Source organism: Streptomyces sp. MK37H (assembly GCF_018035285.1).
GTDB lineage: Bacteria > Actinomycetota > Actinomycetes > Streptomycetales > Streptomycetaceae > Streptomyces > Streptomyces endocoffeicus.
Genome location: NZ_JAAAYH010000209.1, coordinates 1 through 15680 on the forward strand (window position 1 = coordinate 1; position 15680 = coordinate 15680).

Here is a 15680-nt window from a genome sequence, read left to right on the forward strand (position 1 = left end):
TGTCGGCATCGGCCCGTTCAACCTCTCCCTCGCCGCCCTCGCCCACGGCGTCCCCGCCCTGCGCACCGCCTTCTACGAGCAGCGGCCCGCCTTCCACTGGCACCCCGGCCTCCTCATCGACGGCGCGACCATCCAAGTCCCCTTCCTCGCCGACCTGGTGACCCTCGCCGACCCCGGCAGCCCCTGGACCTTCCTCCAGTACCTCAAGGCCCATGAGCGGCTCTTCCCCTTCTACGTCGCCGAGCGCTTCCACATCGAGCGCGCCGAGTACGACGCGTACTGCCGCTGGGTCAGCGAACGGCTCCCCGGACTCCACTTCGACCACCGTGTCGACGCCGTCCGCTGGGACCACGAAGACGAGCTGTTCGAAATCGACTTCACCCGGCTCGGCCCGGCCGCCGACGCCCCCGCGTCCGATGCGGCCGGAACCGATGAGGAGGGCAGGGCCCTCGGCCGCGTTTACGCCCGCAACCTCGTCCTCGGCGTCGGCACCGAGCCGTACGTCCCCGAACCCCTGCGCCCGCTCGCCGACGCCCCCAACGTGCCCGTCCTCCACTCCTCCCACTACCTCGAACACCGCGAGCGGCTCCTGGCCACCGGCCACGTCACCGTCATCGGCTCCGGCCAGTCCGGCGCCGAGGTCTTCCTCGACCTGCTGCGCAACCGCCCGCTCGGCGCCGAAGGGCTCCACTGGATGGCCCGCACCCCCGCCTTCGCGCCCATGGAGTACGGCAAGCTCGGCCTGGAGCAGTTCAGCCCCGACTACACCCGCTACTTCCACACCCTGCCCGAGCCCGTCCGCGACCAGCTGCTGCCCCGCCAGTGGCAGCTCTACAAGGGCATCGCGCACGAGACGCTCGACGCGATCCACCATGAGCTCTACCGCCGGGCCCTGCACTCCGACGGCTGGCCCGGCGCCGTTCTCACCCCCGGGGTCACCGTCCGCACCGCCGGCCGTATCGCCGCCGCCCAGCTCGAACTCCACCTGGAACACACCGAGCAGGGCACCCGGGCCCGCCACACCACCGAGGCCGTCGTGCTCGCCACCGGCTACCGCGAGCGCCGCGTCGACACCCTCCTCGCCGCCCTCGACCCCTACGTCCGCCGGGACGCCTCCGAGCGCCCCCGGGTCGACGCCGACCACCGTCTGGTCCTCGACCCCATGATCAAGGGCTCGGTGTACGTCCAGAACGCCGAGCGCCACACCCATGGCGTCGGCACCCCCGACCTCGGCCTCGCCGCCTGGCGCTCCGCCGTCATCCTCAACTCGCTGGTCGCGGAACCCGCCTACCGGCTGCCGTCCCGCACCGCGTTCACCGCCTTCGGCCTCCAGCCGTCGGGGCGGTGCGGCACCGTGATCGGCAACCCGCACCTCCCCGACCAGCGCACCCCCCTCACCCCGACGCGGACCTGACGGCGGTGGGGCCGGGCATGCCCGGACTACGAGAATCGAACCTCAGCCGGCGGCGGCCATTGTCCGCAGTTGGGCCAGGGTCTCGCGGATGACGTCGCGCAGGTCGCGGTCCTCGGTGGCGTTGAGCCATCGTTCGTAGGCGACGCGGAACACGGCGATGCCGGTCTCGGTGGCCAGGCCGGCCTCGGTGTCGCCAATACCCCGCCGTCGCAACCTGTCGGCCAGGACGGCCGACATGGACGCGAGCTTGATCAGCTCACGTTCGCGGAGATTGGCGTTGGCCATGATCACCGTCTGCCGCGTCCGCGCGAACTCACGGTCGCCGCCGACCATCCCGGCCACTGCGTCGAGCGCGGCCGCGACGGCATCCAGCGCCGACGCCGTGGCCGGCGCCGCCTCCAGGGCGGCAACCGACTTTTCCTCCAGTTCGGACGACCCGTCGAAGAGAACCTCGCGCTTGTCGGCGAAGTATCGGAAGAAGGTACGGGCGGTGACACCGGCCCGTTCGGCTATATCGGCCACCACGGTCTGCTCGAAGCCACGTTCCAGATACAGCGCCAGCGCGGCCTCGCGCAGTCGGCTCCTGGCTCCAGGTTCCCACCGTCCCATACCGCGAGTTTAGGTGATGTCACCTGATGACACCGTGTTGCCACTGGTGATGTCATCAGGTGACATCGGCGTGTAGGGTGATGTCACTTAATGACATCACCGGTGGAGGTCTCGAATGGCGACGGCGAAGCGCATCCAGTACCACCAGTACGGCGGGCCCGAGGTCTTGCGGCTCGAGGACTTCGAGCCGACCCGGCCCGGCACCGGCGAGGTTCTGGTCCGTGTGCGGGCAGCGGCCGTCAACCCGATGGACTGGAAGATCCGCAATGGCGCCATGAAGATGCTGACCGCCCGGAGCTTCCCGCGTGGGCTGGGCCACGACTTCGCGGGCGTCATCGAGGCGGTCGGCGACGGCGTCACTCGGCTCGGCGTCGGCGACGAAGTGCTCGGCGGGGCGCCGCTCAAGACGGCGGGAGCGTTCGCCGAACTGGTCGTTGCCGATGAGAAGGGGATCGTGAAGAAGCCCGCGGATCTCTCATTCGAAGATGCCGCCGCGATCCCAACGGTCGGGATCACCGCCTTTCAGGCCCTGACCAACCCAAGGAAGCTGCAACCCGGGCAAGCCGTCTTCGTCCACGGCTGCCTTGGCGGAGTGGGCCGAGCCGCCGTCCAGATAGCCTCGATGTACGGCGCCTCGGTGGGAGGCAGCTGCCGCGCCACCGCCACGCGAGACGCGCGCGACCTCGGCATCGACCCGATCGTCGAGTTCGACTTCGACCCGACGGCGCTCAGAGGACGATTCGACATCGTCCTCGACACGGCAGGCACGCTCCCGATCAAGGCGGCGCAGACGTTGCTGAAGTCCGGCGGCCGCATCATCGACATCACCCCCACTCCCGCGAAGTTCGCGAGAAGTGCCCTGCCCGGGCCCTTCAAGGTGATGATCGCCCAACCCGTCACGAAGGACCTCGAGGAGGTCGCGCGAGCCGCCGGACAGGGAACACTGCGGCTGCCGATCGCTCGCACGGTGCCGCTCACACAAGCGATCGCGGCGCTCACGGAGTTCGAACGCGGCATACCCAAGGGCGGCAAGCTCGTCATCACGACCGGGTGACCGCCGTGTCGCTGTCAGCTCACGCTGTTCCGGTGCGGCGGCCCGCCGGAACAGCGTGAGCGCGGCGATACCCCGGAGCACGCCCTAGAACACCGGAACTAGAACACCGGAACGCCGTCGCGGGTCAGCTTCCAGTCCACCGACCCGAACCGCGACACATCGATCGTCCCCTTCGCCTGCACCCAGGCGATGATCGTGTTCCGGATCTCCTCCGAATTGGCCCACACCTGCTTCGCGGAGGCCACATGCGGGAAGTTGCCGCCCCCGCTCGCCCGGTAGTTGTTGACCGCCAGCACGAACTGCGCCTTCTCGTCGATCGGCTTGCCGTCGAAGCTGAGCCCCGCGATCCGCGAGCCCGGCGCCTTCGCGATGTCGATCTCGTAGGTGAGGCCGCCGACCGCGTCGTAGTTGTAGTCCGGGATGTCCGAGGCGTTCGTCAGCTTCGACGGGTCCACATCGCCGCCCGCCGGGGTCTGCACGTAGTAGCGCGCCGAGAACTCCAGATAGTCCTTGAGCTGGGCGCCCGTCAGCACCCGCGCCTCCAGGGTGTTCTCGAACGGATACAACCCCGCCACCTGCCGGATCGTGACCTCCCCGGCCGGGATCGCCGCCGTACGGGAGAAGCAGGACGCCTGCGAGAGCACCGGCAGCGCCGCGTACTCCGTCCCCGCCAGCGCCGCCTTCACCGTCTCCGACTGCACATGGTTGATGAAGTCGAGGATCGGCACATCCTTGTACGGCGCCTCGGTGGCCGTCATCGCCGCCGAGCAGGTGCCGATGGTCTGGTTCACATAGCCGACGACCTTCTTGTGCTCATCGCCGAGCAGCCGCACGATCCGCGGGTCCTCCTCGGCCGCGTTGGAGTTCAGCACCTTCGCGGACACCGACGCCACCTGCCAGCGACCCCGCTCCCACTCCAGCTCGAAGTCGAAGAGGGTGAGCCGCTGACCCCACTTGAGCGGTTCCGACAGCACGACCTCGCGTCTGGTCTCCTTGTTGACCACCCGTGACTCGGGGATCTCCACATGCGCGTGGCCCACCAGGATCGCGTCGATCCCCGCCACCTTCTCGGCCACCAGCGCCGCCGCGTTCTCCACATACGGCACCTGGTCCCCGTAGCTGGAAGTGCCGCTGGTCCCCGAATGCGCCGAGACGATCACCACGTCCGCGCCCATCGACCGCAGCCGCGGCACCCACTTCGCGGCCTGCTCCTCCAGACCCGGGAAGGTCATCTTCCCCTGCACATTGACCTTGTCCCAGATCGCGATGCCCGGATTGGTCAGCCCCAGCACCGCCACCTTCACATCCCGCCCGCACGGGGTGCGCAGCCGCGTCATCCAGTACGGCGCGAAGGCGGGCCGCAGCGTCTTCGCGTCCAGCGCGTTCGCCCCCAGCAGCGGGAAGTCGCACTGCTCCTCGAACTTCCGCAGCACCGGGATGCCGTAGTTGAACTCATGGTTGCCCAGCGCCGCCGCGTCATAGCCGATCGCGTTCATCGCCTGCGCCATCGGATGCACCGGTCCGTTCGCCCCGGTGATCGGATCCACCCTGGCGTAGTAGTACGAAAGCTGGGTGCCCTGGATGGTGTCGCCCGCGTCGATCAGCAGCGTATTGCGGCGCCCCTTCTCCTCACGGACCTGGTCGACCAGCGTGGAGATCTTCGCCAGGCCCACATCGTTGTGCGCCGCGTCGTCGAACTCGGCGTCGGTGAAGTAGTCCCAGTTGAAGACGTTGCCATGCAGATCGGTCGTGCCCATCACGGTGAAGGCGTACCGCCGCCGGGGGCGCCCGTGACCCCTCGCCCCGGCCGGGACGGCGGCTGCGGCCGAGGCGAGGGCGGCCCCCGCACTGGTCGCCGCGGTGCGGCCCAGAAACTTCCGACGGTTGAGCGGCATGGCTGATCTCCCCTGAGATACCTGCGAATTGGGCACAACGCGCGTAGATTCTGACCCAACCGCACCGCTTCGCACCAGCCCCGGCAGATTGCGATCAGGTTGCCCCCGGCGCCGCTTGAGGGGTGGTCAGACAACACCTGAACGGCGGCCGGGTCGTCCCGCCCCGCCGAGGGCCCGGGCGTCGTACGCTCCGGACACCACCCCGCGCACACCCGACCAGGAGCCGCCATGGACCAGCCGGCCCACCCCAGCCAGCCGCCACAGCCCACCGCCCCCGTGCCCTACGGCACCCCCGACACCCCGCGCGTCGCCGTCCGCGGCGAGGCGACCCTGGAAGTCGACCCCGAGATCGCCCGGCTCACCATCACCGTCAGCGCCCGCGGCGCCGACCGGCGCGCCGCGCTGGAGGACCTCACCCGCCGCAACAACCAGGTCCTGGAACTGGTGAAGTCCTACGGCGAGGCGGTCGAGAAGCTGGAGACCGGCGCCTTCTCGGTCACCCCCGAGATCAACCCCAAGAGCCGCCATGAGCGCGTACGGGCCTATCACGGCCGGGTGCACCTGACCGCGGCCCTCACCGACTTCACCGCCCTGGGCGAGCTCACCACCCGCCTCGCCGACCTCGAACTCACCCGCGTCGACGGCCCCTGGTGGGGGCTGCGCCCCGACTCGCCCACGTACGGCCGGGCCCGGCAGCAGGCGGTGCGCGAGGCGGTGCAGCGGGCCCGCGAGTACGCGGGAGCGCTCGGCGCCCGGCTGGTGGCGCTCACCGAGCTCGCCGACCTGGAGGCGGAGGAGGGCCCGTTCCAGCCCGTGGCCGTCGCCGCTCCGCGCGCCCGGTCCGGCTACGGCGGCCCCGCCGAGCGGGACGCCGTGGCCGCCCTCGACCTCGAACCGCAGCGTCAGACGGTGTACGCGCACGTCAACGCGCGCTTCACCATGACCCCGCCCGAGCTGTGAAACGCCTCCTCCGGAGCCCCGGAACCACCCTCCGAAACGCTCATCGGAGCGGCCCACTGCACGTTTCATTAGTTGTCAATAACCTGCCATGCAAAGGCCATGGGGGAGTGTGAAGTTCCCGGTTCTTTACTCGCGGGTAAGTCATAGGCTCGGCATCATGCGCCGAGCAAAAATCGTCTGTACTTTGGGACCCGCCACCGACTCGTACGAGCAGATCAAGGCACTCATCGAGGCCGGAATGGACGTGGCCCGCTTCAACCTCAGCCACGGCACCTATGCCGAGCACGAGGAGCGTTATCGGCGAGTGCGCAAAGCCTCGCTGGAAACCGGCCGCAGCGTCGGCATCCTCGCCGACCTTCAAGGTCCGAAGATTCGGCTCGGCCGTTTCCGTGAAGGGCCGGTACTCCTTGAACGCGGGGATGAGTTCATCATCACCGTCGAACCCATCGAGGGCGACCGGTTCCGCTGCGGCACCACCTACGAGGGGCTGGCCGGCGACGTCAGCAAGGGTGAGCGGATCCTCGTCGACGACGGCCGGGTCACCCTCGAGGTCGTCGACATCGACGGCCCCCGGGTGCACACCATCGCCATCGAGGGCGGCATGATCTCCGACCACAAGGGGCTCAACCTCCCCGGTGTGGCCGTCTCCGTCCCCGCGCTGTCCAAGAAGGACATCGAGGACCTGCGCTGGGCCCTGCGCATCGGCGCCGATGTCATCGCCCTCTCCTTCGTCCGCAACGGCAACGACGTCGTGGACGTCCACCGGGTGATGGACGAGGAGGACCGCCGGCTCCCGGTCATCGCCAAGATCGAGAAGCCGCAGGCGGTGGAGAACCTCGAGGGGATCGTCGACGCCTTCGACGGCATCATGGTCGCCCGCGGCGACCTCGGCGTGGAGATGCCGCTGGAACAGGTGCCGCTCGTCCAGAAGCGCGCGATCAAGCTGGCCAGGCGGAACGCCAAACCGGTGATCGTCGCCACCCAGATGCTCGACTCGATGATCGAGAACTCCCGCCCCACCCGGGCCGAGGCGTCCGACGTCGCCAACGCGGTGATCGACGGCACGGACGCGGTGATGCTCTCGGGCGAGACCAGCGTCGGCAAGTACCCGATCGTCACGGTCAAGACGATGGGCCGCATCGTCGCCGCCGCCGAGGAGGACATCCTCGCCAAGGGCCTGCCCCCGCTCACCGAGCGCAGCAAGCCCCGCACCCAGGGCGGCGCGGTGGCCCGCGCGGCGGCCGAGATGGGCGACTTCCTCGGCGCGAAGTTCCTCGTCGCCTTCACCCAGTCCGGCGACACCGTGCGCCGCCTCTCCCGCTACCGCTCCCCGATTCCGCTGCTGGCCTTCACCCCGGAGCCGGGCACCCGCTCCCAGCTCAATCTGACCTGGGGCGTGGAGACCTTCCTCGGTCCGATGGTCGATTCCACGGACGAGATGGTGGCCCAGGTGGACGAGGAACTGCTGCGCCTCGGCCGCTGCAAGAAGGGCGACCTGGTCATCATCACCGCCGGTTCCCCGCCCGGCGTCTCCGGCTCCACCAACCTGGTCCGCGTCCACCACATCGGCGCGGACGACCTGAGGTAACCGAGCCTCGCTCCCCGGGGCCGAAGTGCTGGACTCAGTACTTCGGCCCGACGTGCTTGTCCATGAGGGCGACGGAGGCGCGGCGGGCGACCGAGATGTTCCATGCGTTGGTCTGCCGCCATGAGACTCCCAGCTGATCGAGCGTGTCGGTGAAGAGCCTCCGGATGTCATCGGACTTGTTGGTGAAGAAGTACCGGGGGTACTCATAACGCCTGCGCTCCCCGGCGACGATCTTCGTCGTCCAGTTGGTGATCCGGCAGCCGTCGGAGTGCACCAGCCCTCGGACGAACTCCCAGGGATGGGCGCTGACGATTTCCTGCTGCCAGGGCTCCAGTGCTATGACGCGATCATGCTTCTTGCCCGGTCCATGCTGGGGAAGCAGGCACGGCCAGTGCTTGCTGTAGCCGGTCACCATGACGCAGCCTTGCCGCTGGACGCGGTAGACGCTGTTGTCGGGCCGGACGGCGCGCATCGCTTCCGCGCAGGAGTCGATGAGGCCCGGCCAGGCATCCGCACATGCGATGCGCAGGAAGTAAAGCCCCTTTTGCAGCGGACTGACGCAGCCATCGCCGAGGTAGAGCCCGAGTAGATAGGCGTAGGCGGCGGTGTCTTCCGGCGGGCGTGGTTCGGGTGCGCATCTGGGGCAGTGTGTTGCGCGGCGGATGGGCTCCAGCCGCAATTGCCATGCCCGGATAGCGTATCGGGATATCCCCGTCTGTTTGCTCACGGAGTTCAGGCTGTGCCCTTGGCGAACCAGAGCGAGGACCCGTTTGCGCGTTTCAAGGTCGTACACACATGCGAGTTTGGCCGTGACGCGCCCGTTGTGCTTCCCTGCGAAGGATTGTTCACCTCATCGAGGGAAGACCCCTGATTCTGCTGGTGACCTTGGAATTTAAGGAATGGTGCCCCGGGTGGGATTCGAACCCACACTGAATACCTTTTGAGGGTATCGTCTCTACCGATTGGACTACCGGAGCCCCTGCGTTCCGAAGGTTAGTCTAACCCCTCGGTGCGTCAAAGATACAGGACATCGGTAGGCTCGTGGTGCCCACCTGCCAGGAAACCGAGGAGCACAGTGAGCACCGCTGACGCCCCCGACGCGCAGTCGCACGTCCCACCGCAGACAACCCGCGTCGTCATCGCCGAGGACGAGGCCCTCATCCGCCTCGACCTGAAGGAGATGCTCGAAGAGGAGGGGTACTCCGTCGTCGGCGAGGCGGGCGATGGGGAGACGGCTGTCGCGCTCGCCCAGGAGCACCGCCCCGACCTCGTCATCCTCGACGTGAAGATGCCGGTGCTCGACGGCATCTCCGCCGCCGAGCGGATCGCGGCCGACCGTATCGCCCCCGTGCTGATGCTGACCGCCTTCTCCCAGCGCGAGCTGGTCGAGCGGGCTCGGGACGCCGGGGCGATGGCGTATCTCGTGAAGCCGTTCAGCAAGAGCGATGTGGTCCCGGCCATCGAGATGGCCGTCTCCCGCTTCACCGAGCTGAAGACCCTGGAGCAGGAGGTCGCCGACCTCTCCCAGCGGCTGGAGACCCGCAAGCTCGTCGACCGGGCCAAGAGCATTCTGCAGACGCAGTACGGGCTGACCGAGCCCGCGGCCTTCCGCTGGATCCAGAAGACCTCGATGGACCGCCGGCTGTCGATGCAGCAGGTGGCCGAGGCCGTCATCGAGGACGCGGCGGAGAAGAAGGCCACCAAGGAGCAGTAGAAGCCGCCAAGGAGCAGTAGAAGAGGGAAGGGCCCGCACCGCCGCTTTCGGCGGTGCGGGCCCTTCCCGTCGGCCCTCGGCCCTCAGTCCTCGCCGAGGTACGCCTTCCGCACCGACTCGTCGTGCAGCAGCGCATCCCCCGTCCCCGACAGCACGATCTTGCCGATCTCCATCACATGGCCCTGGTCGGCCAGCGACAGCGCCGCCTGGGCGTTCTGCTCGACCAGCAGGATCGTCGTGCCCTGGGACTTGAGCTCGGCGATGGTCTGCATGATCTTCTGCATCATGATCGGCGAGAGGCCCATCGAGGGCTCGTCGAGCATCAGCAGCTTGGGCCGGGACATCAGCGCCCGCCCCATCGCGAGCATCTGCTGCTCACCGCCGGAGAGGGTGCCCGCCGCCTGGTTGCGGCGCTCGCCGAGAATGGGGAAGAGCTCGTAGGCGTGTCGGATGTCGGCGGCTATGCCGTCCGCGTCCTTCCGCAGAAACGCTCCGAGCTGGAGGTTCTCGGCGATCGACAGCCGCGGGAAGATATGCCGCCCCTCGGGCGAGTGGGCCAGCCCCAGGGCGACGATCTTGTGCGCGGGGACGCCCCCCAGCGGTTTGCCGTCGAAGCGGATCTCCCCGCCGAGCGGCTGGAGCAGGCCGGACAGGGTGCGCAGGGTGGTCGTCTTGCCCGCGCCGTTGGTACCGATGAGGGTGACGACCTGTCCGGCCTCGACGCTGAACGAGATGCCCTTGACGGCCTCGATCTTGCCGTAGGCGACCCGCAGGTCCTCGACCTCGAGCAATGCGGTCACTGTCCGTCCTCCGTACGTGCTGTGGTGCCCCGCTGGGCCTCGTCCTGCGTGGCCCCGCCCGTGGCTCCGGTCGTGGCCCCGGCCTCCGCGGCCTCGACCTCGGCGGCCTCCTCCGCGCCCGGCGCGCCCTCGAAGGGGGTGCCGAGGTAGGCGGCGATGACGCGCTCATCGCTCTGGACGACCTCCGAGGTGCCCTCGACGAGCTTCTGGCCCTGGACGAGCACGGCGACCCGGTCGCAGAGGTTGAAGATGAAGCGCATGTCGTGCTCGATGACGAGCACGGCGGTGCCCAGGTCCCGGATGGCGAAGACCAGTTCCTCGGTGGCGCGGGTCTCCTGGGGGTTCATTCCGGCGGTGGGCTCGTCGAGCAGCAGCAGTCCGGGGTCGCTGGCGAGGGCGCGGGCGATCTCCAGCTTGCGCTGTTCGCCGTAGGGGAGGTTGCGGGAGAGGTGGTCGGCCTTGTCGGCGAGGCCGGTGAACTCCAGGAGTTCCATGGCACGGGCCTTGGAGGCGGCCTCGGCGCGCTTGAAGCCGGGGCCGCGCAGCAGGGCCGACCACAGGCCCTCCTTGGTGCGGGTGTGGCGGCCGACGAGCACGTTCTCCAGGACGGTCATATTGGCGAAGAGCCGGATGTTCTGGAAGGTGCGCGCGATGCCCGCCTGGGTGACGAGGTGGGGCTTGGGCGGCAGCACGGTGCCCCGGTAGGCGACGCTGCCCTCGGTGGGGACGTAGAGACCGGTGAGGCAGTTGAAGAAGGTGGTCTTGCCCGCGCCGTTGGGCCCGATGAGGCCGACGATCTCGCCGGGGTGGACATCGAGGTCGACCGCTTGTACGGCCGTGAGCCCGCCGAAGCGCATGGTGACGCCGGTGGCGGTGAGCACGGGGGAGGTCGTGGTGGTGGTCATCGCTGTCATGCCTCCGCCTTGGTGACGCCGACGGCACTGTCCTTGAGTCCGGTGGCGCCGGGGACGTCGAGCTGGCCGGTCTCGTGGTACTCGAGCTGCTGCCGCCGGTTGGGGACGATCCCCTCGGGGCGGAAGCGCATCAGCAGGATGAGCGCGATACCGAAGGCGAGGAGTTGGTAGTCCTGGAGGAACTCCAGCTTCTTGGGGATCAGATAGAGCAGGGTGGCGCCGAGCAGCGGGCCGCCGATGGTGCCCATGCCGCCGAGGATGACGGCGGCCACCAGGAAGGTGGAGTTGGGCGGGACGGGTCCGGCGAAGACGTACTGCTCGGGGACGACCGTGGACTGGAAGTGGGCCCATACGGCACCGGCGACCCCGGCCAGGGTGGCGCCGAGCGCGAAGGCGATGAGCTTGACCCGGAATCCGTTGATGCCCATGGCGGTGGCGGCGGTCTCGTCCTCGCGGATGGCGACCCAGGCGCGGCCGATACGGGAGTTGCCCGCCCGGCTGAAGATCAGCACGACGACCACCGTGACCAGCAGCATCAGCAGGTAGTAGTTGCCGTTGGAGTCGAGGGTGAGTCCGCCGACGCTGTGCTCGTCGTTGAAGTTGAACCCGAAGATCTCCAGCGGGGGGATGTTGGGGATGCCGTCAGGGCCGTTGGTGACGGAGGGGCCGGAGGTGCCGTCGAGGTTCAGCATGGCGAGACGGAAGATCTCTCCGAAGCCGAGGGTCACGATGGCGAGGTAGTCGCCGCGCAGCCGCAGGGTGGGGGCGCCGATGACCACACCGAAGATCAGGGAGACCACGCCGCCGGTGATCACGGCGGCCCAGAACGGGAACTTGACGTCGATCGTCGAGGCGGTGGACCCGGAGACCAGGGCGGCGGTGTAGGCGCCGACGCCGAGGAAGGCGACGTACCCGAGGTCGAGGAGGCCCGCGAGGCCGACGACGATGTTCAGGCCGAGGGCGACGGTCGCGAAGATGGCGATGTTGACGCCCAGTTCGGTGAAGCTGGACTTGTCCTGGAAGAAGGGGAAGACGATCGCGGTGATCAGCGCCGCCACCAGGGTGACGGAGCGGTAGGAGCTGGTGAGCTCGCTGATCCGGCTGATGAGTCCGGCCTTGACCAGGGCGACGGCGGCGAATCCGACGGCGATGAGGTAGCCGAGGAACGGCTCGGGGTGGTCGGCGTCGGTCTGGATGCCGTAGTTGACCACGTAGAGGCCGACGGCGAAGACCGCCGCGATGATCAGGATCTCGGCCCAGGAGGGCAGCTCCTTGGGGCGGCTCAGCAGGCGGCTGTCATCCGGGAGCAGGAAGGTGGTGGCCACGGGCACGGCCGTCACCACGGCGGCTATCCAGCCGCCGGGCTCCAGGTTGACCAGGCCGTCCAGGTCTACCGCGATGGCGATGACGGTGAACCAGGTGACGGCGAAGGTGCCGAGGGCCAGCATCCGCAGGGCCTGGGTGGAGCCGCTGGGGGTGAGCCAGCGCAGGCCCTTCAGGTCGAGGGCGGCCAGCGCGAAGACGGCGGTGCCGATGCCCAGGACGAGGGTGAGGAGCTGCAGTCCGCCGGGGTAGCCGTAGACGGTCAGATCGCCGGGGAATTCGGCGGTCCAGGTCCAGGCCAGGAAGGTGGAGACGACGGCGGCGGCGCCGCCGGCCGCGGTGAGGGCCCGGAGCAGGGTGGTGCGCGGGGCGGGTGCGCCGGTCTCGGCCGTGCGCACGGCGGTGGGCTGGGTCTTGTCGGTGGTCATCGGTTCACTCCCTCACGCCCGGTCCGCTACGCGTTCGCCGAGCAGACCCTGTGGCCTGACCAGCAGGACGACGATGAGCAGGGTGAAGGCCCATACGTCCTTCCAGGCACCGCCGCCGAGCTGGTCCATCCCGGGGATGTCCTGGATGTACTTGATGGCCAGGGCCTCGACGATGCCCAGGACGACGCCGCCGAGCATGGCGCCGTAGATGTTGCCGATGCCGCCGAGCACGGCGGCGGTGAACGCCTTGAGACCGGCGATGAAGCCCATCTCGAAGTTGATCTGGCCGTACTTGAGCCCGTGGGAGAGGGCGGCGACGGCGGCGAACGCACCGCCGATGGCGAAGGCCATCACGATGATGCGGTCGGTGTTGATGCCCATGAGCTTGGCGGTGTCGGGGTCCTGCGCGGTGGCCTGCATGGCGCGGCCGGCCCGGCTCTTGGAGACGAACAGCCCGAGGGCGAGCATGCACACCGGGGCGGCTATGAGGAGGAAGGCGTCGCCGCGCTGGATGTGCAGATTGTCGAGGATCTCGAACGACGATCCCTCGAACTGCGGGAAGCTGCGGGGCTTCTTGGCGTCGGGGTAGAAGGCCCAGACGGCCTGCTGCAGTGCGATGGACAGACCGATCGCGGTGATCAGGGGGGCGAGCCGGGGGCCGCCGCGCAGGGGCCGGTAGGCGAAGCGTTCCGCCGCGGTGGCGATGGCGACCGAGGCGACGATGCCGCCGATCAGCATCAGGGGCAGGGCGAGGGAGAGCGCGGTGCCGCTGGGCAGCCAGATGTAGATGGTGAGGGCCCCGAAGCCCCCGATCATGAAGATCTCGCCATGGGCGAAGTTGATGAGCTGGACGATGCCGTAGACCATGGTGTACCCGATGGCGATCAAGCCGTAGAGGGCGCCGAGAGTCAGGCCGTTGACCAGCGTTTGCGGCAGTTCGTGCACCGCAGGGCCTCCGATGAGCGTGTCGGATATGACGCCGCGCGAGGGCGATGGGTACGCCCTCGCGCGGATTCGTTTCGTGGGTGTGCGATCGCTGCCGGGGGTCAGTCCTTGAAGGTCTCGCTCTTCACGGACTTCCAGGCGCCCTTGGTGACCTTGTAGACGGTCAGCTGCTTGTTGGTGGTGTCGCCGTACTGGTCGAAGGAGACCTTGCCGGTGACGCCGTCGAAGGAGACCTTGCCGAGCGCCTCGGTGATCTTGGCGCGGGCGTCGTCCGGAAGCTTGCCGTCGTTGTCCTCGACCACGGCCTTGACGGCCTGGATGATGGCCCAGGCGGCGTCGTAGGAGTAGCCGCCGTAGGCCGCGTACGGGTCCTTGTAGTGCTGGTCCGCGTAGTTCTTCACGAACGTCTTGGCGGAGTCGAGCTGCTCGACCGGGTAGCCGACGGAGGTGGCGAGGTCACCGTCGTTGTTGGTGCCCGACGCCTTGATGAAGGCGGGGTCGTAGATGCCGTCGCCGCCCATGATCGGGACCTGCGCGCCGGCCTGCTTGACCTGGTCGGACAGCAGACCACCCTCGGGGTACTGGCCGCCGAAGTAGACGGAGTCGGCGCCGGAGGACTTGACCTTGTTGGCGATGCCGGAGAAGTCGGTCTCCTTGACGGTCAGGTGGTCCCGGCCGACGACCTTGCCGCCGAGGCGCTGGAACTCCTTGGCGAAGATGGTGGCCAGGCCGTTGCCGTACGCCTGCTTGTCGTCTATGACGAAGACCTTCCGCTTCTTCGCGTCCTTGTAGTAGTACTGCGCGGCGAAGCGGCCCTGGATGATGTCCGTGGTCGCGGTGCGGAAGTAGGTCTTGAAGGGGCGCGACTTCTTGCCCGAGGCCCAGTCGTCGCCCTGGCTGAGGGCCGGGTTGGTGTTGGCGGGGGAGACCTGGGCGAGGTCGCCTCTGTCGAAGACGCCCTGCATGGACTGGGCGACGCCCGAGTTGAGCGGCCCGACCGCGCCGAGGATGTCCTCGTCGTCGACCATCGAGGTCGCGTTCGCCTTGCCGGAGGAGGGCACGGCCTGGTCGTCGAAGGACTTGACCTTGAAGGTGACCCCGTCGACCTCGTTGTTCTTGTTGGCCACCTTCGCCGCGAGGTCGACGGAGTTCTTGATGCCCTGGCCGAGGGCGGACAGCGAGCCGGTGAGCGGGGCGTCGACACCGATGACCACGGTCGTCTTGCTGTCCTTGCCGCCACTGTCGTTTTTGTCGTCGCGCGACCCGCAGGCGCTGAGTGTGAGGGCGCCCGCGGTGATCGCGGTCGTGATGATGAGCAAGGAACGGTGTCGCACGAGGAATCCTTTCGCTGGCCCGGCACCCCGGGTTCATGGGGTGCCGTGTCCTCGCCGGATGAACCTGGAATGGCCGTGCGGGTGCGGCGTACACCCCACAGGGCCGTGACTGGCTGTGACTCTAAGCGCGGCGCGCGACCGGTGGCAGAGGTCCAGACGATGATGTGACTGTCTTGTTATGACGCGCGTCACCCCGGGATGTCCGTGTAGCGGAACGGAAGGGACGAATGGGGTGCATTTGGACCAATCATTAGGTCCGGATCCTGAGAAGGTGCAGTTCCGCTAAGGAGTGCGGTGAGCTTGTGAATGAAGCACGGAGGCGCGTGCGCGGATGAGCGCGGGAAGATCGATTTCGAAGTCGCCGAGGGTGCCGAAAATGCGATCTTATATTGCGTCAGTGTTACGCAGTGTTACGGCTGACGGTGCGGTTCCGGGGCCTGTCCGGGGCCGGGGGCGGGGTTCCGGAATGGCGTCGGGCCGGTGTCGGGCCGGTGCGGCTCAGGTCGGCGGGCGCCAGTTCTCGGAGCTGTGGGTGGCGCCGTTCGCGGCCGCGCAGCGGCGCTCGGCCAGCCGCTTGATCAGCGCTTTGGCCGCCGGGGTGCCATGTCGCTTCCGCTCGGCGCGCGCGGCCTGCACGATGTCGTCGTAGATCTCGTACTGCTCGTTGGAGAGCCCCTTCTGCTCCCAGTCGAGCCCGGCCCA

General features: G+C 68.4%; 13 protein-coding genes, 1 tRNA gene and 1 pseudogene. 5 read left to right on the plus strand and 10 right to left on the minus strand.

Annotation, left to right across the window (positions count from 1 at the left end; translation table 11 throughout):
* A partial coding sequence (locus tag GWI24_RS26115; RefSeq protein ID WP_210948353.1) for a lysine N(6)-hydroxylase/L-ornithine N(5)-oxygenase family protein occupies window positions 1–1414 on the plus strand: 1414 nt, incomplete at its 5' end.
* A 42-nt stretch (window positions 1415–1456) separates the two neighbouring features.
* Here GWI24_RS26115 and GWI24_RS26120 read toward each other — a convergent pair.
* Window positions 1457–2023 (minus strand): TetR family transcriptional regulator, encoded by a 567-nt coding sequence (locus tag GWI24_RS26120; protein WP_210948354.1) that lies wholly within the window; start codon window positions 2021–2023, stop codon window positions 1457–1459.
* Between the two features lie 115 nt (window positions 2024–2138).
* On the opposite strand from GWI24_RS26120, the gene GWI24_RS26125 reads away from it, so the two are divergent.
* A complete protein-coding gene (locus GWI24_RS26125; RefSeq protein WP_210948355.1) occupies window positions 2139–3077 on the plus strand; it encodes an NADP-dependent oxidoreductase in 939 nt (312 codons plus the stop codon).
* Between the two features lie 98 nt (window positions 3078–3175).
* Here the strand turns inward: GWI24_RS26125 and GWI24_RS26130 are convergent, their stop codons facing one another.
* Window positions 3176–4972, minus strand: a complete 1797-nt coding sequence (locus GWI24_RS26130; protein ID WP_210948356.1) for a bifunctional UDP-sugar hydrolase/5'-nucleotidase — start codon at window positions 4970–4972, stop codon at window positions 3176–3178.
* Between the two features lie 228 nt (window positions 4973–5200).
* On the opposite strand from GWI24_RS26130, the gene GWI24_RS26135 reads away from it, so the two are divergent.
* On the plus strand, window positions 5201–5932 hold the full coding sequence (locus tag GWI24_RS26135) for an SIMPL domain-containing protein (protein WP_210948357.1): 732 nt from the start codon (window positions 5201–5203) through the stop codon (window positions 5930–5932).
* A gap of 157 nt (window positions 5933–6089) precedes the next feature.
* Entirely contained in the window at window positions 6090–7520 is a 1431-nt protein-coding gene (gene pyk, locus GWI24_RS26140; protein ID WP_210948358.1) for a pyruvate kinase, read from the plus strand.
* A gap of 34 nt (window positions 7521–7554) precedes the next feature.
* Here pyk and GWI24_RS26145 read toward each other — a convergent pair whose 3' ends face one another.
* Window positions 7555–8313, minus strand: a complete 759-nt coding sequence (locus tag GWI24_RS26145) for a transcriptional regulator (protein ID WP_210948359.1) — start codon at window positions 8311–8313, stop codon at window positions 7555–7557.
* 107 nt (window positions 8314–8420) lie between these two features.
* Window positions 8421–8497: transfer RNA gene (locus tag GWI24_RS26150), tRNA-Leu, on the minus strand.
* Window positions 8498–8595: 98 nt separating this feature from the next.
* On the opposite strand from GWI24_RS26150, the gene GWI24_RS26155 reads away from it, so the two are divergent.
* A complete protein-coding gene (locus GWI24_RS26155; protein WP_210948360.1) occupies window positions 8596–9234 on the plus strand; it encodes an ANTAR domain-containing response regulator in 639 nt (212 codons plus the stop codon).
* Window positions 9235–9317: 83 nt separating this feature from the next.
* Here GWI24_RS26155 and GWI24_RS26160 read toward each other — a convergent pair whose 3' ends face one another.
* The 6 genes and pseudogenes from GWI24_RS26160 to GWI24_RS26185 all read right to left on the minus strand — a co-directional run.
* Window positions 9318–10034: an ABC transporter ATP-binding protein gene (locus GWI24_RS26160; RefSeq protein ID WP_210948361.1), complete on the minus strand. Its 717-nt coding sequence runs from the start codon at window positions 10032–10034 to the stop codon at window positions 9318–9320.
* The gene (locus GWI24_RS26165; RefSeq protein ID WP_086880995.1) at window positions 10031–10948 is read right to left on the minus strand and encodes an ABC transporter ATP-binding protein; all 918 of its coding nucleotides are present in this window, start codon (window positions 10946–10948) and stop codon (window positions 10031–10033) included. Before GWI24_RS26165 ends, GWI24_RS26160 begins: the two co-directional genes overlap by 4 nt.
* Window positions 10945–12699 carry a branched-chain amino acid ABC transporter permease gene (locus GWI24_RS26170; RefSeq protein WP_210948362.1) on the minus strand — a complete coding sequence of 585 codons (1755 nt, stop codon included), beginning with the start codon at window positions 12697–12699 and terminating at the stop codon, window positions 10945–10947. The genes GWI24_RS26165 and GWI24_RS26170 overlap by 4 nt, the downstream gene beginning before the upstream one ends.
* 12 nt (window positions 12700–12711) lie before the next feature.
* A complete protein-coding gene (locus GWI24_RS26175; protein ID WP_210948363.1) occupies window positions 12712–13644 on the minus strand; it encodes a branched-chain amino acid ABC transporter permease in 933 nt (310 codons plus the stop codon).
* Window positions 13645–13745: 101 nt separating this feature from the next.
* Window positions 13746–14978, minus strand: coding sequence for a branched-chain amino acid ABC transporter substrate-binding protein (locus GWI24_RS26180; RefSeq protein ID WP_210948364.1), 1233 nt, complete (start codon window positions 14976–14978; stop codon window positions 13746–13748).
* A 498-nt stretch (window positions 14979–15476) separates the two neighbouring features.
* A pseudogene (locus GWI24_RS26185) lies at window positions 15477–15680 on the minus strand (hypothetical protein); the annotation flags it as partial.